The following is a 16,241-nucleotide window of genomic DNA, read 5'->3' as shown; positions in this document are numbered from 1 at the left end:
GAACGGAATGGATAAAATTATCGTCAAAGGGGCGCGCGCCCACAACTTGAAAAACATTGACGTCGAAATCCCGCGCGGCAAACTCGTCGTCTTGACCGGGCTGTCCGGGTCGGGGAAGTCGTCGTTGGCGTTTGATACGATTTACGCGGAAGGCCAGCGGCGCTACGTCGAATCGTTGTCGGCGTATGCCCGCCAGTTTTTAGGGCAGATGGAAAAGCCCGACGTCGATGCCATTGAAGGATTGTCTCCGGCCATTTCGATCGATCAAAAAACGACGAGCCGCAACCCGCGCTCCACGGTCGGCACGGTGACGGAAATTTACGACTACTTGCGGCTGCTGTTCGCCCGCATCGGCCGTCCGTTCTGCCCGACGCACGGCATTGAAATCGAATCGCAGACGATCGAGCAAATGGTCGATCGTCTGCTCTCTTACCCAGAGCGGACGAAAATGCAAATTTTGGCGCCGATCGTCTCCGGGCGGAAAGGGACGCATGTCAAAACGCTTGACGACATTCGCAAGCAAGGGTATGTGCGCGTCCGCATTGACGGCGAGATGCGCGAGTTGACGGAAGACATTGAGCTTGAAAAAAACAAAAAACATTCGATTGATGTCGTCGTCGACCGCATCGTCATCAAAGACGGCATCGCCGCAAGGCTTGCCGATTCGCTCGAAACGGCGCTCAAGCTCGCTGATGGCAAAGTGATTGTCGATGTGATCGGCGAGGGGGAGCTGCTGTTCAGCGAAAAACATGCTTGCCCGTACTGCGGTTTTGCGATCGGGGAGCTTGAACCGCGTCTGTTTTCGTTCAACAGTCCATTCGGCGCCTGCCCCGACTGCGACGGGCTCGGGGCGAAGCTCGAAGTGGATCTGGATTTGGTCATCCCGAACGATGAGCTGACGTTAAAAGAACACGCCATCGCTCCGTGGGAGCCGCAAAGCTCGCAATATTACCCGCAGCTGCTCGAAGCCGTGTGCCGCCATTACGGCATCCCGATGGACGTGCCGGTGAAGGATTTGCCGAAAGAGCAGCTCGATAAAATTTTGTACGGCAGCGGCGGGGAGCCGATTTATTTCCGCTATACAAATGATTTCGGGCAAGTGCGTGAACAATACATCCAATTTGAGGGCGTCGTTCGAAACATCGAACGCCGCTACCGCGAGACGAGCTCCGATTACATCCGCGAGCAGATGGAAAAGTATATGGCCGAACAACCATGTCCGACATGCCAAGGCTACCGGCTGAAAAAAGAAAGCCTCGCCGTCCTTGTCGGCGGCAAGCATATCGGCGAGGTCGCTGCCATGTCGGTGACCGAGGCGCTCGCCTTTTTTGATGGGCTTAAGCTGACGGAAAAAGAAGCGCAAATCGCCCGCCTCATTTTGCGCGAAATTCGCGATCGGCTCGGCTTTTTGCAAAACGTCGGCCTTGACTATTTGACGCTCAGCCGCTCGGCAGGAACGCTCTCCGGCGGCGAGGCGCAGCGCATCCGCTTGGCGACGCAAATCGGCTCGCGGCTGACGGGGGTGTTGTACGTGCTCGACGAGCCGTCGATCGGGCTTCATCAGCGCGACAACGACCGGCTGATCGCGACGTTGAAAAGCATGCGCGACCTCGGCAATACGCTCATTGTGGTGGAGCACGACGAGGATACGATGCTGGCCGCGGACTATTTGATTGACATTGGTCCGGGGGCGGGCATCCACGGCGGCGAGGTCGTCGCCGCCGGCACGCCGGAAGAAGTGATGAACGACCCGAATTCGCTCACCGGCCAGTATTTGTCGGGAAAAAAATTCATCCCGATTCCGGCCGAGCGTCGCCGTCCGGACGGACGTTGGCTTGAGGTTATCGGCGCGCGGGAGCACAACTTGAAAAACGTATCGGTGAAAATCCCGCTCGGCACGTTTGTCGCCGTCACCGGGGTGTCGGGCTCGGGCAAAAGCACGCTTGTGAACGAAGTGCTGTATAAGGCGCTCGCGCAAAAGCTCAACCGGGCGAAAGCAAAGCCGGGCGAGCACCGCGACATTCGCGGGCTGGAGCATCTCGATAAAGTCATTGACATCGACCAGTCGCCGATCGGCCGCACGCCGCGCTCGAACCCTGCGACCTACACCGGGGTGTTTGACGACATCCGCGAGGTGTTTGCGGCGACGAACGAAGCGAAAGTGCGCGGCTACAAAAAAGGGCGGTTCAGCTTCAATGTCAAAGGCGGACGCTGTGAGGCGTGCCATGGCGATGGCATCATCAAAATTGAAATGCACTTTTTGCCCGATGTGTACGTCCCATGCGAAGTGTGCCACGGCAAACGGTACAACCGCGAGACGCTTGAGGTGACGTATAAAGGAAAAAACATCGCCGAGGTGCTGGACATGACGGTCGAAGACGCGCTCGACTTTTTCGCCTCGATCCCGAAAATCAAACGCAAGCTCGAGACGCTCTATGACGTCGGCCTCGGTTATATGAAGCTCGGCCAGCCGGCGACGACGCTCTCCGGCGGCGAGGCGCAGCGCGTCAAGCTCGCCGCTGAGCTGCACCGGCGCTCCAACGGCCGGACGCTTTATATTTTGGACGAACCGACGACCGGGCTTCATGTCGATGACATCGCCCGGCTTCTCGACGTGCTCCACCGGCTCGTCGACAACGGTGACACCGTGCTCGTCATTGAACATAACTTGGACGTCATCAAAACCGCGGACTATATCATTGACTTAGGTCCGGAAGGGGGCGACCGCGGCGGACAAATCGTTGCCGCCGGCACGCCGGAAGAGGTGGCCGAGGTGGAAGAGTCGCACACCGGCCGCTACTTAAAACCCATTCTCGAGCGCGACCGGGCGCGCATGCAGGCGCGGTATGAAGCGGCGAAGGCGTAACGCTTTTGTTGCTTTTTTCGCCGCTTGGGCATCGGCGGCCGCCGCCTTTTTTTGCCGTCGGCAGGAAACTTTTCCTAGCGGCCGTCGTATATACAGGGTAAAGGAAACTTGGAAAGGGGATTGCCGGTTGTCGACGAACAAAGTGTTGTCCGCGCTTTGCTATTTCAGCGTCTTTTTTGCGCCGTTCATTTTGCCGATTGTCGTCTATTTTGCTGTCGAAGATCTTGAAGTCAAACGCCATGCCAAGCGGTCGCTCGTGTCGCACTTGATTCCGGCCGTTACGATCCTCTTGTTCATTGCGTTGGCCGCATCGCCGGTGCTATTCGGCCATTGGGGCGAGGAATCGCTTCTTTTTGGCGGCGGGGTTGTGTGGCTTGGTTTTCTCGTTGCGGGGATGGTGAACCTCGTTGTTATGATTTGGAATGTCATTAAGGGGATTCAAGTGTTAAAATAGAAAACAACAGCCCTGCTGAAAAAAGACGATGACTGATTGCCATCGGTTCGGTTCGAGGCAAGATATGTCGAGGAGGGCGTTTCAAGGCGGAAGATTACAGAAAAGATGGTGATGGGATGCTCAATTGGCTGATCGGTGTGTTTATTAATACCGTGCTGCTGATGGCGATTGACGGCTATTTTGACGATATTCATTTCAGCGGCATCGGCGCAGCGTTTTTAGCGAGCGTGATTTTGGCGGTGTTAAATGCCGTCGTTCGCCCAGTGCTCATCTTGTTGACGCTGCCGGTGACGGTGTTGACGCTTGGGTTGTTTTTGTTTGTCATTAACGCCGTCACGCTCATGATGACCGCCGGATTGATGGGCGATGCGTTTCAAATCGGCGGCTTCGGCACCGCGCTGCTTGCCTCGATCGTCTTGTCGTTTTTCCATCTGCTCGTGCAAAAAGCGATCATCGAGCCGCTGCGCAACCGGTCGTAACGAGGGCGTGATCCATTGGAAGGCGGGTGGCGCCATGGTTTTCCGTGATCGTGTGAAAAGATGGCGAATGCGGCAAGGGATTGCAATGGGAGAAACGATGCGGTGAAGATCGTTTCGGTTTGATGCGTTCTTGCTTGATCGGGACGGGGGAGCCGTCCCTGTTTTGTTTCCTCGAATGTTTTCCATTCAATGACGAAACGAAACGTGCTACAATGGAAAAAGATGAGGAAAGGGGAGAAAGGCGACGTATGCCGAAAGTGCGGACGAAAGACATCATTGAACAGTTCCAGCTCGAGCTCGTAAGCGGCGCCGAGGGCATTTATCGGCCGATTACGACGAGCGACTTGTCGCGGCCGGGGATTGAAATGGCCGGCTATTTCGCCTACTATCCGGCGGAGCGCTTGCAGCTGCTCGGACGGACGGAGCTTTCGTTTTACGAAACGTTGACGCCGGAAGAAAAAAAGTCGCGGATGGAGCGGCTTTGCACGGACATTACGCCGGGCATCATCGTCTCGCGCGGACTTGAGGTGCCGCCGGAGCTGATCGAAGCGTCCGAGCGACAGTCAGTGCCGGTGATGCGCTCGACGATGAAAACGACCCGTCTGTCAAGCCGGTTGACAAACTATTTAGAAAGCAAGCTCGCTCCGACGACGGCGGTGCACGGGGTGCTTGTCGATGTGTACGGCGTCGGGGTATTGATCACCGGCAAAAGCGGCGTCGGCAAAAGCGAAACGGCGCTCGAACTCGTGAAACGCGGCCATCGTCTTGTCGCCGACGACTGCGTCGAAATCCGTCAAGAAGATGAAGATACGCTCGTTGGCAGCGCACCGGAGCTGATCGAGCATTTGCTCGAGATTCGCGGCCTTGGCATCATTAATATGATGACGCTGTTCGGCGCAGGGGCGGTGCGGACGCATAAGCGCATTTCGCTCGTCGTCGATTTGGAGCTTTGGGACCCGGAGAAGCAGTACGACCGGCTTGGTTTGGAAGAAGAGAAAGTGAAAATTTTGGATACCGAACTGCCGAAATTAACGATTCCGGTCCGCCCGGGGCGCAACTTGGCGGTGATCGTCGAAGTGGCGGCGATGAACTTCCGGCTGAAGCGGCTCGGGGTCAACGCGGCCGAGGAATTTTCCGCACGGCTGAGCGACGCCATCGAAGACGGCGCGCATGATTACGATTGATCGGCAGCCGTGTTCTTGTAGCTGGAGAAACAAGTTCGGTTTTGTACGGAGCATAGGAGGTGGAAACAATGGACTCAACGATTCAGCCGCTCGACCGCGTGTTTTTGCATCTCGGTCCGATTACGATTTATTGGTACGGCGTCATTATCGGCACGGGCGTCTTGATCGGATTATGGCTGGCGATGCGCGAAGGGGTGCGGCGCGGCTTGCCGAAAGAGACGTTTGTCGATTTAGTGCTGTTTGCCGTGCCGATCGCCATTGTATGCGCGCGGGCGTACTACGTGCTGTTTGAATGGCACTATTATTCAAAGCATTTGTCCGAGATTCCAAAAGTTTGGCAAGGAGGTCTTGCTATTCACGGCGGTTTGATCGGGGCGGTGGCAACAGGCGTGGTGTTCGCCCGCGTGCGCGGGCTGTCGTTTTGGAAGCTCGCTGATATTGCTGCGCCGAGCATCATTTTAGGCCAGGCGGTCGGACGCTGGGGCAATTTTATGAACCAAGAGGCGCACGGCGGGCCCGTGTCGCGCGCGTTTCTGGAAAGCTTGCACTTGCCGGATTCGATCATCAACCAAATGTACATTGACGGCCGCTATTGGCATCCGACGTTTTTGTACGAATCGCTTTGGAATTTGGCCGGTTTTTGCCTTTTGCTTTGGCTCCGGCGCGTCAACTTGCGGCGCGGCGAGCTGTTTTTGTCATATTTGATTTGGTATTCCGTCGGCCGCTTCTGGATTGAAGGGATGCGAACCGACAGCTTGATGCTGGCCGGCAGTCTGCGCGCGGCGCAAGTGATGTCGGTGGCTCTCATCGTTCTTTCCATTGTGTTATGGATTGTAAGGCGGGCAAAAGGATGGGCTAAGGAGCGGTATCAAGATTAACAGTGGTTTTTACCGACGCTGATCGGCCGCACCGCAACATGAAGATGAGCAAAGGAGAGAGGAGAACATGACAGGAACGTTGCAGCGCGGTGTGCTCGCCGGGCTGAAGACCGCATGGGCGCTTGGCAAAATCATTTTTCCGGTGACGCTCATTTTAGCGCTGTTGCAGCCGACGCCGCTGTTTTCGTGGCTCATTGATTTTGTCACCCCGTTCATGAAATGGTTCGGCCTATCGGGCGATGCGGCCGTGCCGCTTGTGCTCGGCAATTTGCTTGGGCTGTATGCGGCGATCGGGGCGATGCTGACGATTGAGTTTACGGTGAAAGAAGTATTCATTCTCGCTGTCATGCTTTCGTTTTCCCATAACTTGATCGTCGAGTCATCCGTCGCCTCGCGCACCGGCATGAGCGTTTGGCTCATGATCGTCGTGCGCGTCGGACTGGCCGTTGTGTCGGGACTGTTGATCGCCCATCTATGGGACGGGGGGAAGGAGATCGCCCAATATGGGTTTGTCACGCATGAAGCCGCGCCGCCGTCCGATTGGGGAGAGATCATCTTGGCGGCGCTGAAAAAAGCGGCCACCGGCATCGTGCAGCTTGTCATGATTGTCATTCCGCTCATGACGGTCATTCAAATTTTAAAAGAACGCCACTGGATCGAGACGGTTTCGCGCTGGATGGCGCCGGCGACCAAGATGCTCGGCATGAGCGCAAACACGTCGCTCACGCTCGCCGCCGGGTTTGTGTTCGGCCTCGCTTACGGAGCTGGCGTCATGATTCAGGCGGCGAAAGAGGACGGCGTCTCGAAGCGCGACTTGACGCTGGCGTTCATTTTTCTCGTGTCTTGCCATGCGGTCGTCGAAGATACGCTCATTTTCGTCCCGCTTGGCATTCCCGTATGGCCGCTGTTAGTGATCCGCTTGATTACAGCCGTGCTGTTGACGATGGCGGTGGCGCACATTTGGCGCCGCATTGAACATCCGACTAGAAAGGAAGCCGCTTCATGACGATTCGCACGATTTTGTTTGATCTTGACGGCACGTTGATTGATACAAATGAGCTCATCATCCAGTCGTTTTTGCATACGCTAGGGATGTATTACCCGGGCCGCTACGGGCGCGAGGACGTCTTGCCGTTTATCGGCCCGTCGCTGTATGAAACGTTCGGCTCGCTTGACCCGGAACGAGCCGAGGAGATGGTGGTCGCCTATCGCGCGTTCAACCATGCCCATCATGACGAATTGATCCGCGAGTTTGACACGGTGTATGAGACGATTGAAACGCTCCATCGCCACGGCTTCCGCCTCGGCGTCGTGACGACGAAAATGCATGACACCGCGCTGATGGGCTTGCGAAAAACGCGTTTAGAGCCGTTTTTTTCATGCGTCATTGGCTTGGACGACGTCGAACGGCCGAAGCCGGATCCCGAGCCCATTTATAAAGCGCTCGAGGCGTTGCAGTCAACGCCTTCGGAAGCGCTCATGGTCGGAGACAACTACCACGACATTTTGGCCGGCAAAAACGCCGGGGTAAAAACAGCCGGCGTCGCCTGGGCGATTAAAGGCCGCGGCCATTTGGAACAATATGAACCGGACTATATGCTGGAAAAAATGAGCGATTTGTTGGCCATTGTCGGCATCAACGAATGAAAGGAGGAATCGTCCTCCCGGTGAGACGGACGACAAAATACCCCGTTCAAGGGGCGAACTCGCTCTGGCAGTTGTACCGCACCGTATCGTTTTGGAAGGTGCTGAAAAACGTCATCATCATTCAAATCGGGCGCTACACGCCGTTTTTGCCGCTGAAAAACTGGCTGTACCGCACCTTTCTCGGCATGAAAATCGGCGAGCAAACGGCGCTCGCCTTTATGGTCATGCCGGATATTCTCTTCCCGGAAAAAATCCAAATCGGCCGCAATTGCGTCATCGGCTACAACACGACGATTCTCGCCCACGAATATTTAGTGGACGAATACCGACTTGGCGATGTGGTGATCGGCGACGAGGTGATGATCGGCGCGAACTCGACGATTTTGCCCGGTGTGGTGATCGGCGACCGCGCGGTAGTGGCCGCTGGGACGGTCGTCCATAAAGACGTCCCGCCCGGGGCGATGGCCGCCGGTTGCCCGATGCGCATCGTCCGCAGGAATGAACCGCCTTCCGATTGAACGGGGGCAGGTTTTTGTTTAAGAAAATGGGGATTTCCAGAAAAGTAGTAAAGAGGGTTGACGAACTCTAATACAGGAAAATATTGATTCTTAACTCACATTTCGCACCCTAACAGGGTAGAAAGGATTTTTGATTTCGTTTTTCAGAATCACGTTTCGACCAACACAACGAGCGATGGCAATCCTTTTTTTACCATCGCTCGTCGTTCCGTATCACGTTGCACATAAATGCTCTCATCCATGCCCAATCCCTGCAAAATCCTTCGCTGTTCAGGGGTGAGTGAGCGATCCAATGAACGTTGGATGCGCCCATCCGGCAGCTTGAACAGAATGACGTTTACGTATTGAAACAGCTGAAAAACCGCCTGCCCCGTCGGTCGAGTCAGTTTGAGCCAAGGTGTCTTTCGTCATCACGGCGGAATCGGCCACATAAATCCATTCGTCCTCGATCTTGGCTTGTTTGAGCTGTTCATGGACTCGCGACAGCACCTCTGGATTCCACGTTTTGTCAGGCAGGCTGCCGTCGTGCACATCGCCGTAAAACGGGATGCCGTCCTCGTTGCCGACGAGTCCGATATAAGTTGAAATTTTGTTTTACATCCAGCTTACTACCTTCCACGTTATATCATATCAGCTCGTATTGAGATAAAAGCGGAAGCGAAAAATCGGAAATTCTTTATTGCAACTTATATGGGGCTGACCCAAAAGCGTCATTCCTCTCAAACGAAATACAACATATTGCCTATGATTCAGTGTTTCGTGGCGATATATGGTGATGAGCAAGGGTGTCCCGATCCTTTTGGGACACCCCCATATAGTGAGTCAGTGAAAACAAAGATTTTTGTCAAATTGACCATTGCGACCATCATGAGGGATTTTTTCCATTGACGCCTATCATTGCCTATGCGGCATGGAACGAAACGGACAAGCGCTTCCTGTTTTGGAAGCGGTTTTGTCCGTTTTGTTGTGGATGGCGTGTTCCCTCTTGACGCTGTGGCCGCAAAGGAGTAAACTACTAATAACTTCACTTCTCTACCATATTAGCAAACTAAAGCATTTTGATAAAGGGCGTGGGGACATGGCAAAAAAGCTGTTCATGTTTGAAAAACCGTTGGGCATGCGCGATACGCTGCCGTTTTTATATGAGTTGAAAAAGCAAGTGCGCTCGGTGATGGCGGAAGAAATTGAGCGCTGGGGGTACGAGTTTATGGAAACGCCGACGCTTGAGTATTATGACACGGTCGGGGCGGCGTCGGCGATTGCCGATCATCGGCTGTTTAAGCTCCTCGATCAGCAAGGGCATACGCTCGTGCTCCGACCTGATATGACGGCGCCGATCGCCCGGGTGGCGGCGTCGCGGTTGTATGAAGACGGCAATCCGCTCCGGCTGGCGTACAACGCCAATGTGTTCCGCGCCCAGCAGCGCGAAGGGGGGCGGCCGGCGGAGTTCGAACAGATTGGCGTCGAGCTGATCGGCGACGGCACGGTGACGGCTGATGCCGAAGTGATCAGTTTGATGGTCTCGCTGCTGAAACGGGCTGGACTCGGGCGCTTTTCGGTGGCGGTCGGTCATATCGGCTATGTCAATGCGCTATTTTTGGAGATTTTAGGGAATGAAGAGCGGGCGAGTGTATTGCGTCGTTTCTTGTATGAAAAAAATTACGTCGGCTACCGCGAACACGTGAAGTCGCTGCCGCTTTCGTCGATCGATCAAAAACGGCTGTTGGATCTTCTTTCGTTGCGCGGCGGTGCGGCGGCGCTCGAGACGGCGAAAACGCTGGTGACGAGCGAGGAAGGACGGCGAGCGGCTGATGAGCTGGCGGCGCTCATGGCGGCGCTTCGTACGTACGGAGTGGCCGAGGCGGTGAAGCTCGATATGGCGTTGGTCAGCCATATGAGCTACTACACGGGCATTTTGTTTGAAGTGTACGCTGAGCAAGTTGGATTCCCGATCGGCAACGGCGGCCGGTATGATGATTTATTGGCGAAGTTTTCGCGACCTGCGCCGGCGACGGGGTTTGGCTTGCGCGTCGACCGGTTGATCGAGGCGATCGGGGAAACGGATGTGCGCGGCGACATCGAGTGCATCGTGTTCAGTCAGGAGCGGCTTGCGGAAGCGGTGGAGCTGGCGGAAGCGAAACGGGCGGAAGGCAAGCGCGTTGTCTTGCAGCATATCGCCGGCATTGGCGATATTGACTCTTACAGCCAGCGCTATCGGTCGATCGTCTATTTGCTTGGCCGCAGCGGGCAGTGAGGAGTGAAAAAGGCGGGTAAAACGAGGACGGAAACGTTCCATGAACGAGTTTCGCCCTCCACACAAGCATGAAAATGACCCGACAAGATGCGCACATGTTTATGAAAACGAATGGAACATTAGACGGTGTGCCGCCGACGCTGTAGGATGGGGGAAAGAAAGGTTGGAACCCGATGGACGGATAAGACCGCTCCGCGCGTTCGGTTGGAGTTGATCTATGCAGGCCATCGGGCTTCGGAACGAGGCGCCTGTGAGAAAAGAGAAGTCAGGTGGCGGCCCGGCCGCCTGATGACAAGAAGCAAGGAGGAAGAACGATGCTGACGATTGCCATGCCAAAAGGGCGCATTTTTGAAGAGGCGGTCGAGCTGCTGCGACGGGCGGATTATACGCTCCCGCCGGAGTTTACCGAGTCGCGCAAGCTCGTGATCGAGGTGGCGGAGGAACAGATGCGCTTTATTTTGGCGAAACCGATGGATGTGGTTACCTATGTCGAGCATGGGGTCGCTGATTTGGGCATTGCTGGAAAAGACGTGTTGATGGAAGAAGAACGGGATGTGTACGAATTGCTCGATTTGCAAATCAGCCGCTGCCATTTGGCGGTCGCCGGGCTGCCCGGCGCCAAGATGAACGAAATCGCGCCGCGGGTGGCGACGAAATACCCGAATGTCGCGTCAACGTATTTTCGCGAACAAGGCGAGCAAGTCGAAATCATCCGCCTAAACGGCTCGATCGAGCTCGCCCCACTGATCGGATTGGCCGACCGGATCGTCGATATCGTTTCGACCGGACGGACGCTTAAAGAAAATGGGCTTGTGGAACTCGAACGGATTGCCGAGGTGACGTCGCGCCTCATCGTCAATCCGGCGAGCTATCGTCTGAATGGCGGGGCGATTGAGCGGTTGGTCGATCGATTGGCGGCGGTGATTCCTGAGCGGTAAGCTGCCGCTGGGCGGTGGAAGGCCCAACGATGAACCAACGATGTTCGCATGTCGAACAGGTGAAAAGGTCGAAGAAGCATGGTGATGGAAAGGAGAACAGGCGATGAAAATCGAACGGGTCCGGGGCGGCGTGTCACTAAGGCGCACGATTGAAAGCGGAACGGAGGAACAGCGGCGTGCGGTGCTCGATATCATCGCCGCCGTGCGCGCCCGCGGTGATGCGGCGCTCAAAGAATATACAGAACGGTTTGACGGTGTCCGCTTGGATTCGCTAAAGGTGACGGAAGAGGAAATGAAGCGCGCGCATGCGTCCATGAGCGCGGAAATGCTGGAGATCATTCGTGAAGCGGCGGCCAACATTCGCGACTACCATGAGCGGCAAAAGCGCCAATCATGGTTGATGACGAAAGAAGACGGCACGATTCTCGGGCAAAAGGTGACGCCGCTCGATGCGGTCGGGTTGTACGTGCCGGGCGGGACGGCCGCCTATCCGTCGTCCGTGCTCATGAACGTCATTCCCGCACAAGTGGCGGGGGTGAAGCGGATTGTCATTACGTCGCCGCCAAACAAAGGCGGCACGCTCCCGGCTGGGGTGCTGGCCGCTGCGTATGAACTCGGCGTGACGGAACTATACAAAGTCGGCGGCGCGCAGGCGATTGCCGCGCTGGCGTACGGAACGGAGACGATTCGGCCGGTTGACAAAATTTTCGGGCCGGGCAATATTTATGTGGCGCTGGCGAAGCGGGAAGTGTTCGGGCATGTGGCGATCGACATGATCGCCGGGCCGAGCGAAATCGTTGTGCTCGCGGATGAAACGGCCCATGCAGATGAGATTGCGGCGGATTTGTTGTCCCAAGCCGAGCATGACGTGCGGGCGTCGGCCGTTTTGGTGACGCCGTCGATGAAACTGGCCTTGGCGGTGGCGAGTGAAGTCGAACGGCAGCTGGAGACGCTGCCGCGCCGCGACATCGCCCAAGCGGCGCTTGAGAGTTACGGCGCCATTTACGTCACCGAGACGCTTGCAGAAGCGGTCGATGTCGTGAACGAACTGGCGCCGGAGCATTTGGAAGTGATGACGGCCGAACCGATGGAGTTGCTTGGTCGGCTCCGCCATGCGGGAGCGATGTTTTTCGGCCGCTTCAGCTCCGAGCCGGTCGGCGACTATTTCGCCGGGCCGAACCACGTGCTGCCGACGAACGGGACAGCCAGGTTCTCAAGCGGCTTGAGCGTCGATGAGTTTGTGAAAAAATCAAGCGTGATCGTTTACAGTGAAGCCGCATTGAAACAACATGGAGAAAAAATCGCCGCCTTCGCCCGCCTCGAGGGGCTTGAGGCGCACGCGCGCGCCATTGAGGTGCGGCTGAAGAAAGGGGAATGAATGATGGCAAGGGAAGCGACGATCACAAGAACGACGAACGAGACAAGCATTCAGTTATCGCTTTCGTTGGATGGCGAAGGGAAGGCGGAACTGGAAACGGGCGTGCCGTTTTTGACCCATATGCTCGATTTGTTTGCGAAACACGGCCAGTTCGATTTGCGCATTGAGGCGAAAGGCGACACGCATATTGACGACCACCATACGACGGAAGACATCGGCATTTGCCTCGGGCAGGCGATCAAAGCGGCGCTTGGCGACAAAAAAGGAATCAAGCGGTACGGCAACGCGTTTGTGCCGATGGATGACGCCTTGGCCCAAGTCGTGATCGACTTGAGCAGCCGCCCGCATTTTGAGTTTCGCGGCGAGTTTCCGTCATCGAAAGTCGGTGCGTTTGATGTCGAGCTCGTGCATGAGTTTTTATGGAAGCTGGCGCTTGAAGCGCGCATGAACTTGCACGTCATCGTCCATTACGGGCGCAATACGCACCATATGATCGAGGCGGTGTTCAAGGCGCTCGGGAGGGCGTTGGATGAAGCGACGATGATCGACCCGCGCGTCAAAGGCGTGCCGTCGACGAAAGGGATGCTGTAGAGCTCCGTGAGCGGTGGGATCGGCGAAAGGGATAATTGAGCCGGAATACGGCGTCTTTGCGCGGAAAACGTTCCGCGGCAAAGGGAATGCACCCGGACGCCAAGGGGCGTCTGCGTGCGAAACGTGCGCCGACGACAAAAGGATGAACGGCGTTTGCTGAATGATCGGTTGACACGCACTGCAATGAAAGGAATGGGATGACGATGATCGGGATCATCGACTATGGCATGGGCAACTTATACAGCGTCAGCAAAGCGCTCGAGCGGCTCGGCTGCCCGTATATGGTCAGCGGCGACAAAGAGGTGTTGGCGCAGGCGTGCGGGCTCATTTTGCCTGGGGTCGGATCGTTTCGCGATGCGATGCATAGTTTGAACGAGACAGGATTAGCGGATTTCATTCGCGAAGCGGTTCAAGGCGGCACGCCGCTGCTTGGCATTTGCTTAGGGATGCAGCTGTTGTTTGACGAAAGCGAGGAAAATGGACCGACAAAAGGGCTTGGGCTTCTGCACGGCCGTGTCGTCCGCTTTCCGGGCGTCACGAAAACCGGCGAGCCGTACAAAGTGCCGCATATGGGCTGGAACCGGCTCCGCTTCCATCGTCCGTCGCCGCTTCTTGACGGCGTCGAGGAAGGGCATGTGTATTTTGTCCATTCGTATTATGTCGTTCCGGGGGATGAGGACGTCGTGCTCGCGAGCAGCGAATATGACGTTGACGTTCCGGCGGTCGTCGGGCGCGGCTGCGTGTTTGGCACACAGTTTCATCCGGAAAAAAGCGGCGCGGTCGGCATGAGCATCTTGAACAATTATGTCGGCATCGTCACGGGAAGGGGGAATGGCTGATGGCGGCGTTTACGATTTATCCGGCCATAGATATGCGCGGCGGCAAGTGCGTTCGTTTGCTTCAAGGCGATTACAATAAAGAAACGGTGTACGGCGATTCGCCGGTCGCGATGGCCGAGCAATTCGCCGCCCAAGGGGCGGCATGGATTCATATGGTCGATTTGGACGGGGCGAAAGAAGGGCGGCGCGTCAACGACCGGTTTGTTGTCGAAGCGGCGCGGAAGCTTTCCGTCCGTGTGCAAGTCGGCGGCGGCATCCGGACGGAAGAGGATATTGTGTATTATTTGGAAAACGGGGTCGCCCGCGTCATTTTAGGAAGCGCGGCCATTGCCGATCCGCCGTTTGTGAAAGAGATGCTGAAAAAATACGGCCGCCGCATCGTGATTGGCATTGACGCCCGCGACGGCTTCGTAGCGACAGAAGGGTGGCTTGCGACGTCAAACGTGAAAGCGGAAGAACTCGGGCAAATGCTTGCCGAGGCGGGGGCGGAGACGTTTATTTTCACCGATATTGCGACCGACGGCACGCTGTCAGGCCCGAACATCGCGGCCGCGGTCCGGTTGGCCGAGGCGACGGGGAAAGAAGTGATCGCTTCTGGCGGCGTCAGCTCGCTTGATGATTTGCGCGCGCTTCATGAACAGGCTGAGCGCGGCATCGGCGGTGCGATCGTCGGCAAGGCGCTGTACACAAACCAATTTACGCTTGCGGAAGCGTTAAAGGCGGTGAACGAGCGATGATCACGAAGCGCATCATCCCGTGCCTCGATGTGAAAGACGGCCGCGTCGTCAAAGGGGTGCAGTTTGTTCAGCTGCGCGATGCCGGCGATCCGGTGGAGCTCGCGAAGGCGTACGATGAGCAAGGGGCGGACGAGCTCGTGTTTTTGGACATTTCTGCTTCTCATGAGGGGCGGAAGACGATGGTCGATGTCGTCGAGCGCGTCGCCGCCCAGCTTGCGATTCCGTTTACGGTTGGCGGCGGCATTCATTCGCTCGACGATATGAAGCGCATGTTGCGCGCCGGCGCCGATAAAGTGTCGCTTAACACCGCCGCGGTGCTCCATCCATCATTGATCACCGAAGGGGCGGACTTTTTCGGCTCGCAATGCATCGTCGTCGCCATTGACGCGAAATACGATGAAACGCTTGGCTCATGGCGCGTCTATACGCACGGCGGCCGCAACGCGACGGAATGGGAAGTCGTCGCTTGGGCGTGGGAAGCGGTGCGCCTTGGCGCCGGGGAGATTTTGTTAACGAGCATGGACGCCGACGGCGGCAAAAACGGCTTTGATATTGAGTTGACACGAAGAGTGAGCGAAGCGGTCAGCGTTCCGGTCATTGCGTCCGGCGGCGCCGGCAAGGCGGAGCATTTCCTTCAAGCTTTTGAAGAGGGGAAAGCGGACGCGGCGCTGGCGGCATCGATTTTCCACTACAAAGAGACGTCGGTTGGACAAGTGAAAGCGTACTTAAGAGAAAAAGGGGTGAACGTGCGGTGACGGCGGACATTCGGTTTGACGACAACGGGCTCGTGCCCGCGATCGTCCAAGATGCGCAAAGCAAGGAAGTGCTCACGCTCGCCTATATGAATAAAGAGTCGCTCGAGAAAACGCTGGAGACCGGTGAAACATGGTTTTACAGCCGCTCGCGCCAAGAACTATGGCATAAAGGGGCGACATCGGGGAACGTCCAGCGCGTTGTCGACATCCGCTACGACTGCGACGCCGATGCGCTGCTCGTTCTCGTCGAGCCGGCCGGTCCGGCGTGCCATACGGGGGCGTATTCGTGTTTTGCGCACTCGCTTGACGGCGCGGCGCGCACACCGCGGGCTGACCGATTCGCCATTTTGAACGAGCTCGAACAGATCATCGCCAAGCGCGACGCCGAACGGCCGGAAGGGGCGTACACGACGTATTTGTTTGAAAAAGGCGTCGATAAAATTTTGAAAAAAGTCGGCGAAGAAGCGGCGGAAGTCATTATCGCGGCGAAAAACCGGAGTCATGACGAGCTGAAATGGGAAGCGGCTGACTTGCTGTATCATTTGCTTGTTTTGTTGCGCGAACAAAAGCTGCCGCTTGATGCGTTGCTTGAAACACTTGCCGAGCGGCACGCGCAAAAGGCAGGAGCGGGCGACAAAAAATAACAAGATGGTTAGGTGAGAAAACGGAACGTCTGCCATCGCGCCGGCGTTCCTTTTTTGCACGGAAAAACCGGATTCCTAA

The 16,241-nt window shown here is 56.4% G+C and carries 16 protein-coding genes and 1 pseudogene; 16 read left to right on the top strand and 1 reads right to left on the bottom strand.

Annotation, left to right across the window (positions count from 1 at the left end; translation table 11 throughout):
• Positions 1 to 7: 7 nt before the first annotated feature.
• The 8 genes from uvrA to LG52_RS15550 all read left to right on the top strand — a co-directional run bounded on the left by uvrA (position 8) and on the right by LG52_RS15550 (position 8,026).
• Positions 8 to 2,866, top strand: coding sequence for an excinuclease ABC subunit UvrA (gene uvrA / locus LG52_RS15585; protein ID WP_044733320.1), 2,859 nt, complete (start codon positions 8 to 10; stop codon positions 2,864 to 2,866).
• Between the two features lie 127 nt (positions 2,867 to 2,993).
• The gene (locus tag LG52_RS15580) at positions 2,994 to 3,320 is read left to right on the top strand and encodes a DUF4870 domain-containing protein (RefSeq protein WP_044732622.1); all 327 of its coding nucleotides are present in this window, start codon (positions 2,994 to 2,996) and stop codon (positions 3,318 to 3,320) included.
• A gap of 116 nt (positions 3,321 to 3,436) precedes the next feature.
• On the top strand, positions 3,437 to 3,799 hold the full coding sequence (locus LG52_RS15575) for a phage holin family protein (RefSeq protein ID WP_044732621.1): 363 nt from the start codon (positions 3,437 to 3,439) through the stop codon (positions 3,797 to 3,799).
• A 248-nt stretch (positions 3,800 to 4,047) separates the two neighbouring features.
• Positions 4,048 to 4,983 carry an HPr(Ser) kinase/phosphatase gene (gene hprK / locus LG52_RS15570; RefSeq protein ID WP_011232552.1) on the top strand — a complete coding sequence of 312 codons (936 nt, stop codon included), beginning with the start codon at positions 4,048 to 4,050 and terminating at the stop codon, positions 4,981 to 4,983.
• Between the two features lie 68 nt (positions 4,984 to 5,051).
• Positions 5,052 to 5,861 (top strand): prolipoprotein diacylglyceryl transferase, encoded by an 810-nt coding sequence (lgt, locus tag LG52_RS15565; protein WP_044732620.1) that lies wholly within the window; start codon positions 5,052 to 5,054, stop codon positions 5,859 to 5,861.
• A 67-nt stretch (positions 5,862 to 5,928) separates the two neighbouring features.
• Positions 5,929 to 6,867, top strand: coding sequence for a nucleoside recognition domain-containing protein (locus LG52_RS15560; protein WP_044732619.1), 939 nt, complete (start codon positions 5,929 to 5,931; stop codon positions 6,865 to 6,867).
• Complete coding sequence (ppaX, locus tag LG52_RS15555) at positions 6,864 to 7,508, top strand: pyrophosphatase PpaX (RefSeq protein ID WP_044732618.1); 645 nt, start codon at positions 6,864 to 6,866, stop codon at positions 7,506 to 7,508. Before LG52_RS15560 ends, ppaX begins: the two co-directional genes overlap by 4 nt.
• 20 nt (positions 7,509 to 7,528) lie before the next feature.
• The gene (locus LG52_RS15550; RefSeq protein ID WP_044732617.1) at positions 7,529 to 8,026 is read left to right on the top strand and encodes an acyltransferase; all 498 of its coding nucleotides are present in this window, start codon (positions 7,529 to 7,531) and stop codon (positions 8,024 to 8,026) included.
• 372 nt (positions 8,027 to 8,398) lie between these two features.
• Here the strand turns inward: LG52_RS15550 and LG52_RS21060 are convergent.
• Positions 8,399 to 8,599 (bottom strand): annotated as a pseudogene (locus LG52_RS21060) (transposase); the annotation flags it as partial.
• A 505-nt stretch (positions 8,600 to 9,104) separates the two neighbouring features.
• On the opposite strand from LG52_RS21060, the gene LG52_RS15540 reads away from it, so the two are divergent.
• The 8 genes from LG52_RS15540 to hisIE all read left to right on the top strand — a co-directional run bounded on the left by LG52_RS15540 (position 9,105) and on the right by hisIE (position 16,162).
• A complete protein-coding gene (locus LG52_RS15540) occupies positions 9,105 to 10,280 on the top strand; it encodes an ATP phosphoribosyltransferase regulatory subunit (RefSeq protein ID WP_044732615.1) in 1,176 nt (391 codons plus the stop codon).
• Positions 10,281 to 10,594: 314 nt separating this feature from the next.
• The gene (gene hisG / locus LG52_RS15535) at positions 10,595 to 11,218 is read left to right on the top strand and encodes an ATP phosphoribosyltransferase (protein WP_044732614.1); all 624 of its coding nucleotides are present in this window, start codon (positions 10,595 to 10,597) and stop codon (positions 11,216 to 11,218) included.
• A 103-nt stretch (positions 11,219 to 11,321) separates the two neighbouring features.
• Positions 11,322 to 12,596 carry a histidinol dehydrogenase gene (hisD, locus tag LG52_RS15530; RefSeq protein WP_044732613.1) on the top strand — a complete coding sequence of 425 codons (1,275 nt, stop codon included), beginning with the start codon at positions 11,322 to 11,324 and terminating at the stop codon, positions 12,594 to 12,596.
• 3 nt (positions 12,597 to 12,599) lie between these two features.
• Complete coding sequence (hisB, locus tag LG52_RS15525) at positions 12,600 to 13,187, top strand: imidazoleglycerol-phosphate dehydratase HisB (protein WP_044733319.1); 588 nt, start codon at positions 12,600 to 12,602, stop codon at positions 13,185 to 13,187.
• 197 nt (positions 13,188 to 13,384) lie between these two features.
• Complete coding sequence (hisH, locus tag LG52_RS15520; RefSeq protein WP_044732612.1) at positions 13,385 to 14,026, top strand: imidazole glycerol phosphate synthase subunit HisH; 642 nt, start codon at positions 13,385 to 13,387, stop codon at positions 14,024 to 14,026.
• Positions 14,026 to 14,763, top strand: coding sequence for a 1-(5-phosphoribosyl)-5-[(5-phosphoribosylamino)methylideneamino]imidazole-4-carboxamide isomerase (gene hisA / locus LG52_RS15515; protein WP_044732611.1), 738 nt, complete (start codon positions 14,026 to 14,028; stop codon positions 14,761 to 14,763). Before hisH ends, hisA begins: the two co-directional genes overlap by 1 nt.
• Positions 14,760 to 15,518: an imidazole glycerol phosphate synthase subunit HisF gene (gene hisF / locus LG52_RS15510; RefSeq protein WP_044732610.1), complete on the top strand. Its 759-nt coding sequence runs from the start codon at positions 14,760 to 14,762 to the stop codon at positions 15,516 to 15,518. The genes hisA and hisF overlap by 4 nt, the downstream gene beginning before the upstream one ends.
• The gene (hisIE, locus tag LG52_RS15505) at positions 15,515 to 16,162 is read left to right on the top strand and encodes a bifunctional phosphoribosyl-AMP cyclohydrolase/phosphoribosyl-ATP diphosphatase HisIE (RefSeq protein ID WP_044732609.1); all 648 of its coding nucleotides are present in this window, start codon (positions 15,515 to 15,517) and stop codon (positions 16,160 to 16,162) included. Before hisF ends, hisIE begins: the two co-directional genes overlap by 4 nt.
• Positions 16,163 to 16,241 lie beyond the last annotated feature (79 nt).

Source organism: Geobacillus kaustophilus (genome assembly GCF_000948285.1).
GTDB classification, from domain to species: domain Bacteria; phylum Bacillota; class Bacilli; order Bacillales; family Anoxybacillaceae; genus Geobacillus; species Geobacillus thermoleovorans_A.
The sequence above is the reverse complement of the archived record's forward strand: the minus strand, read 5'-3'. Positions and strand labels throughout refer to the sequence as shown.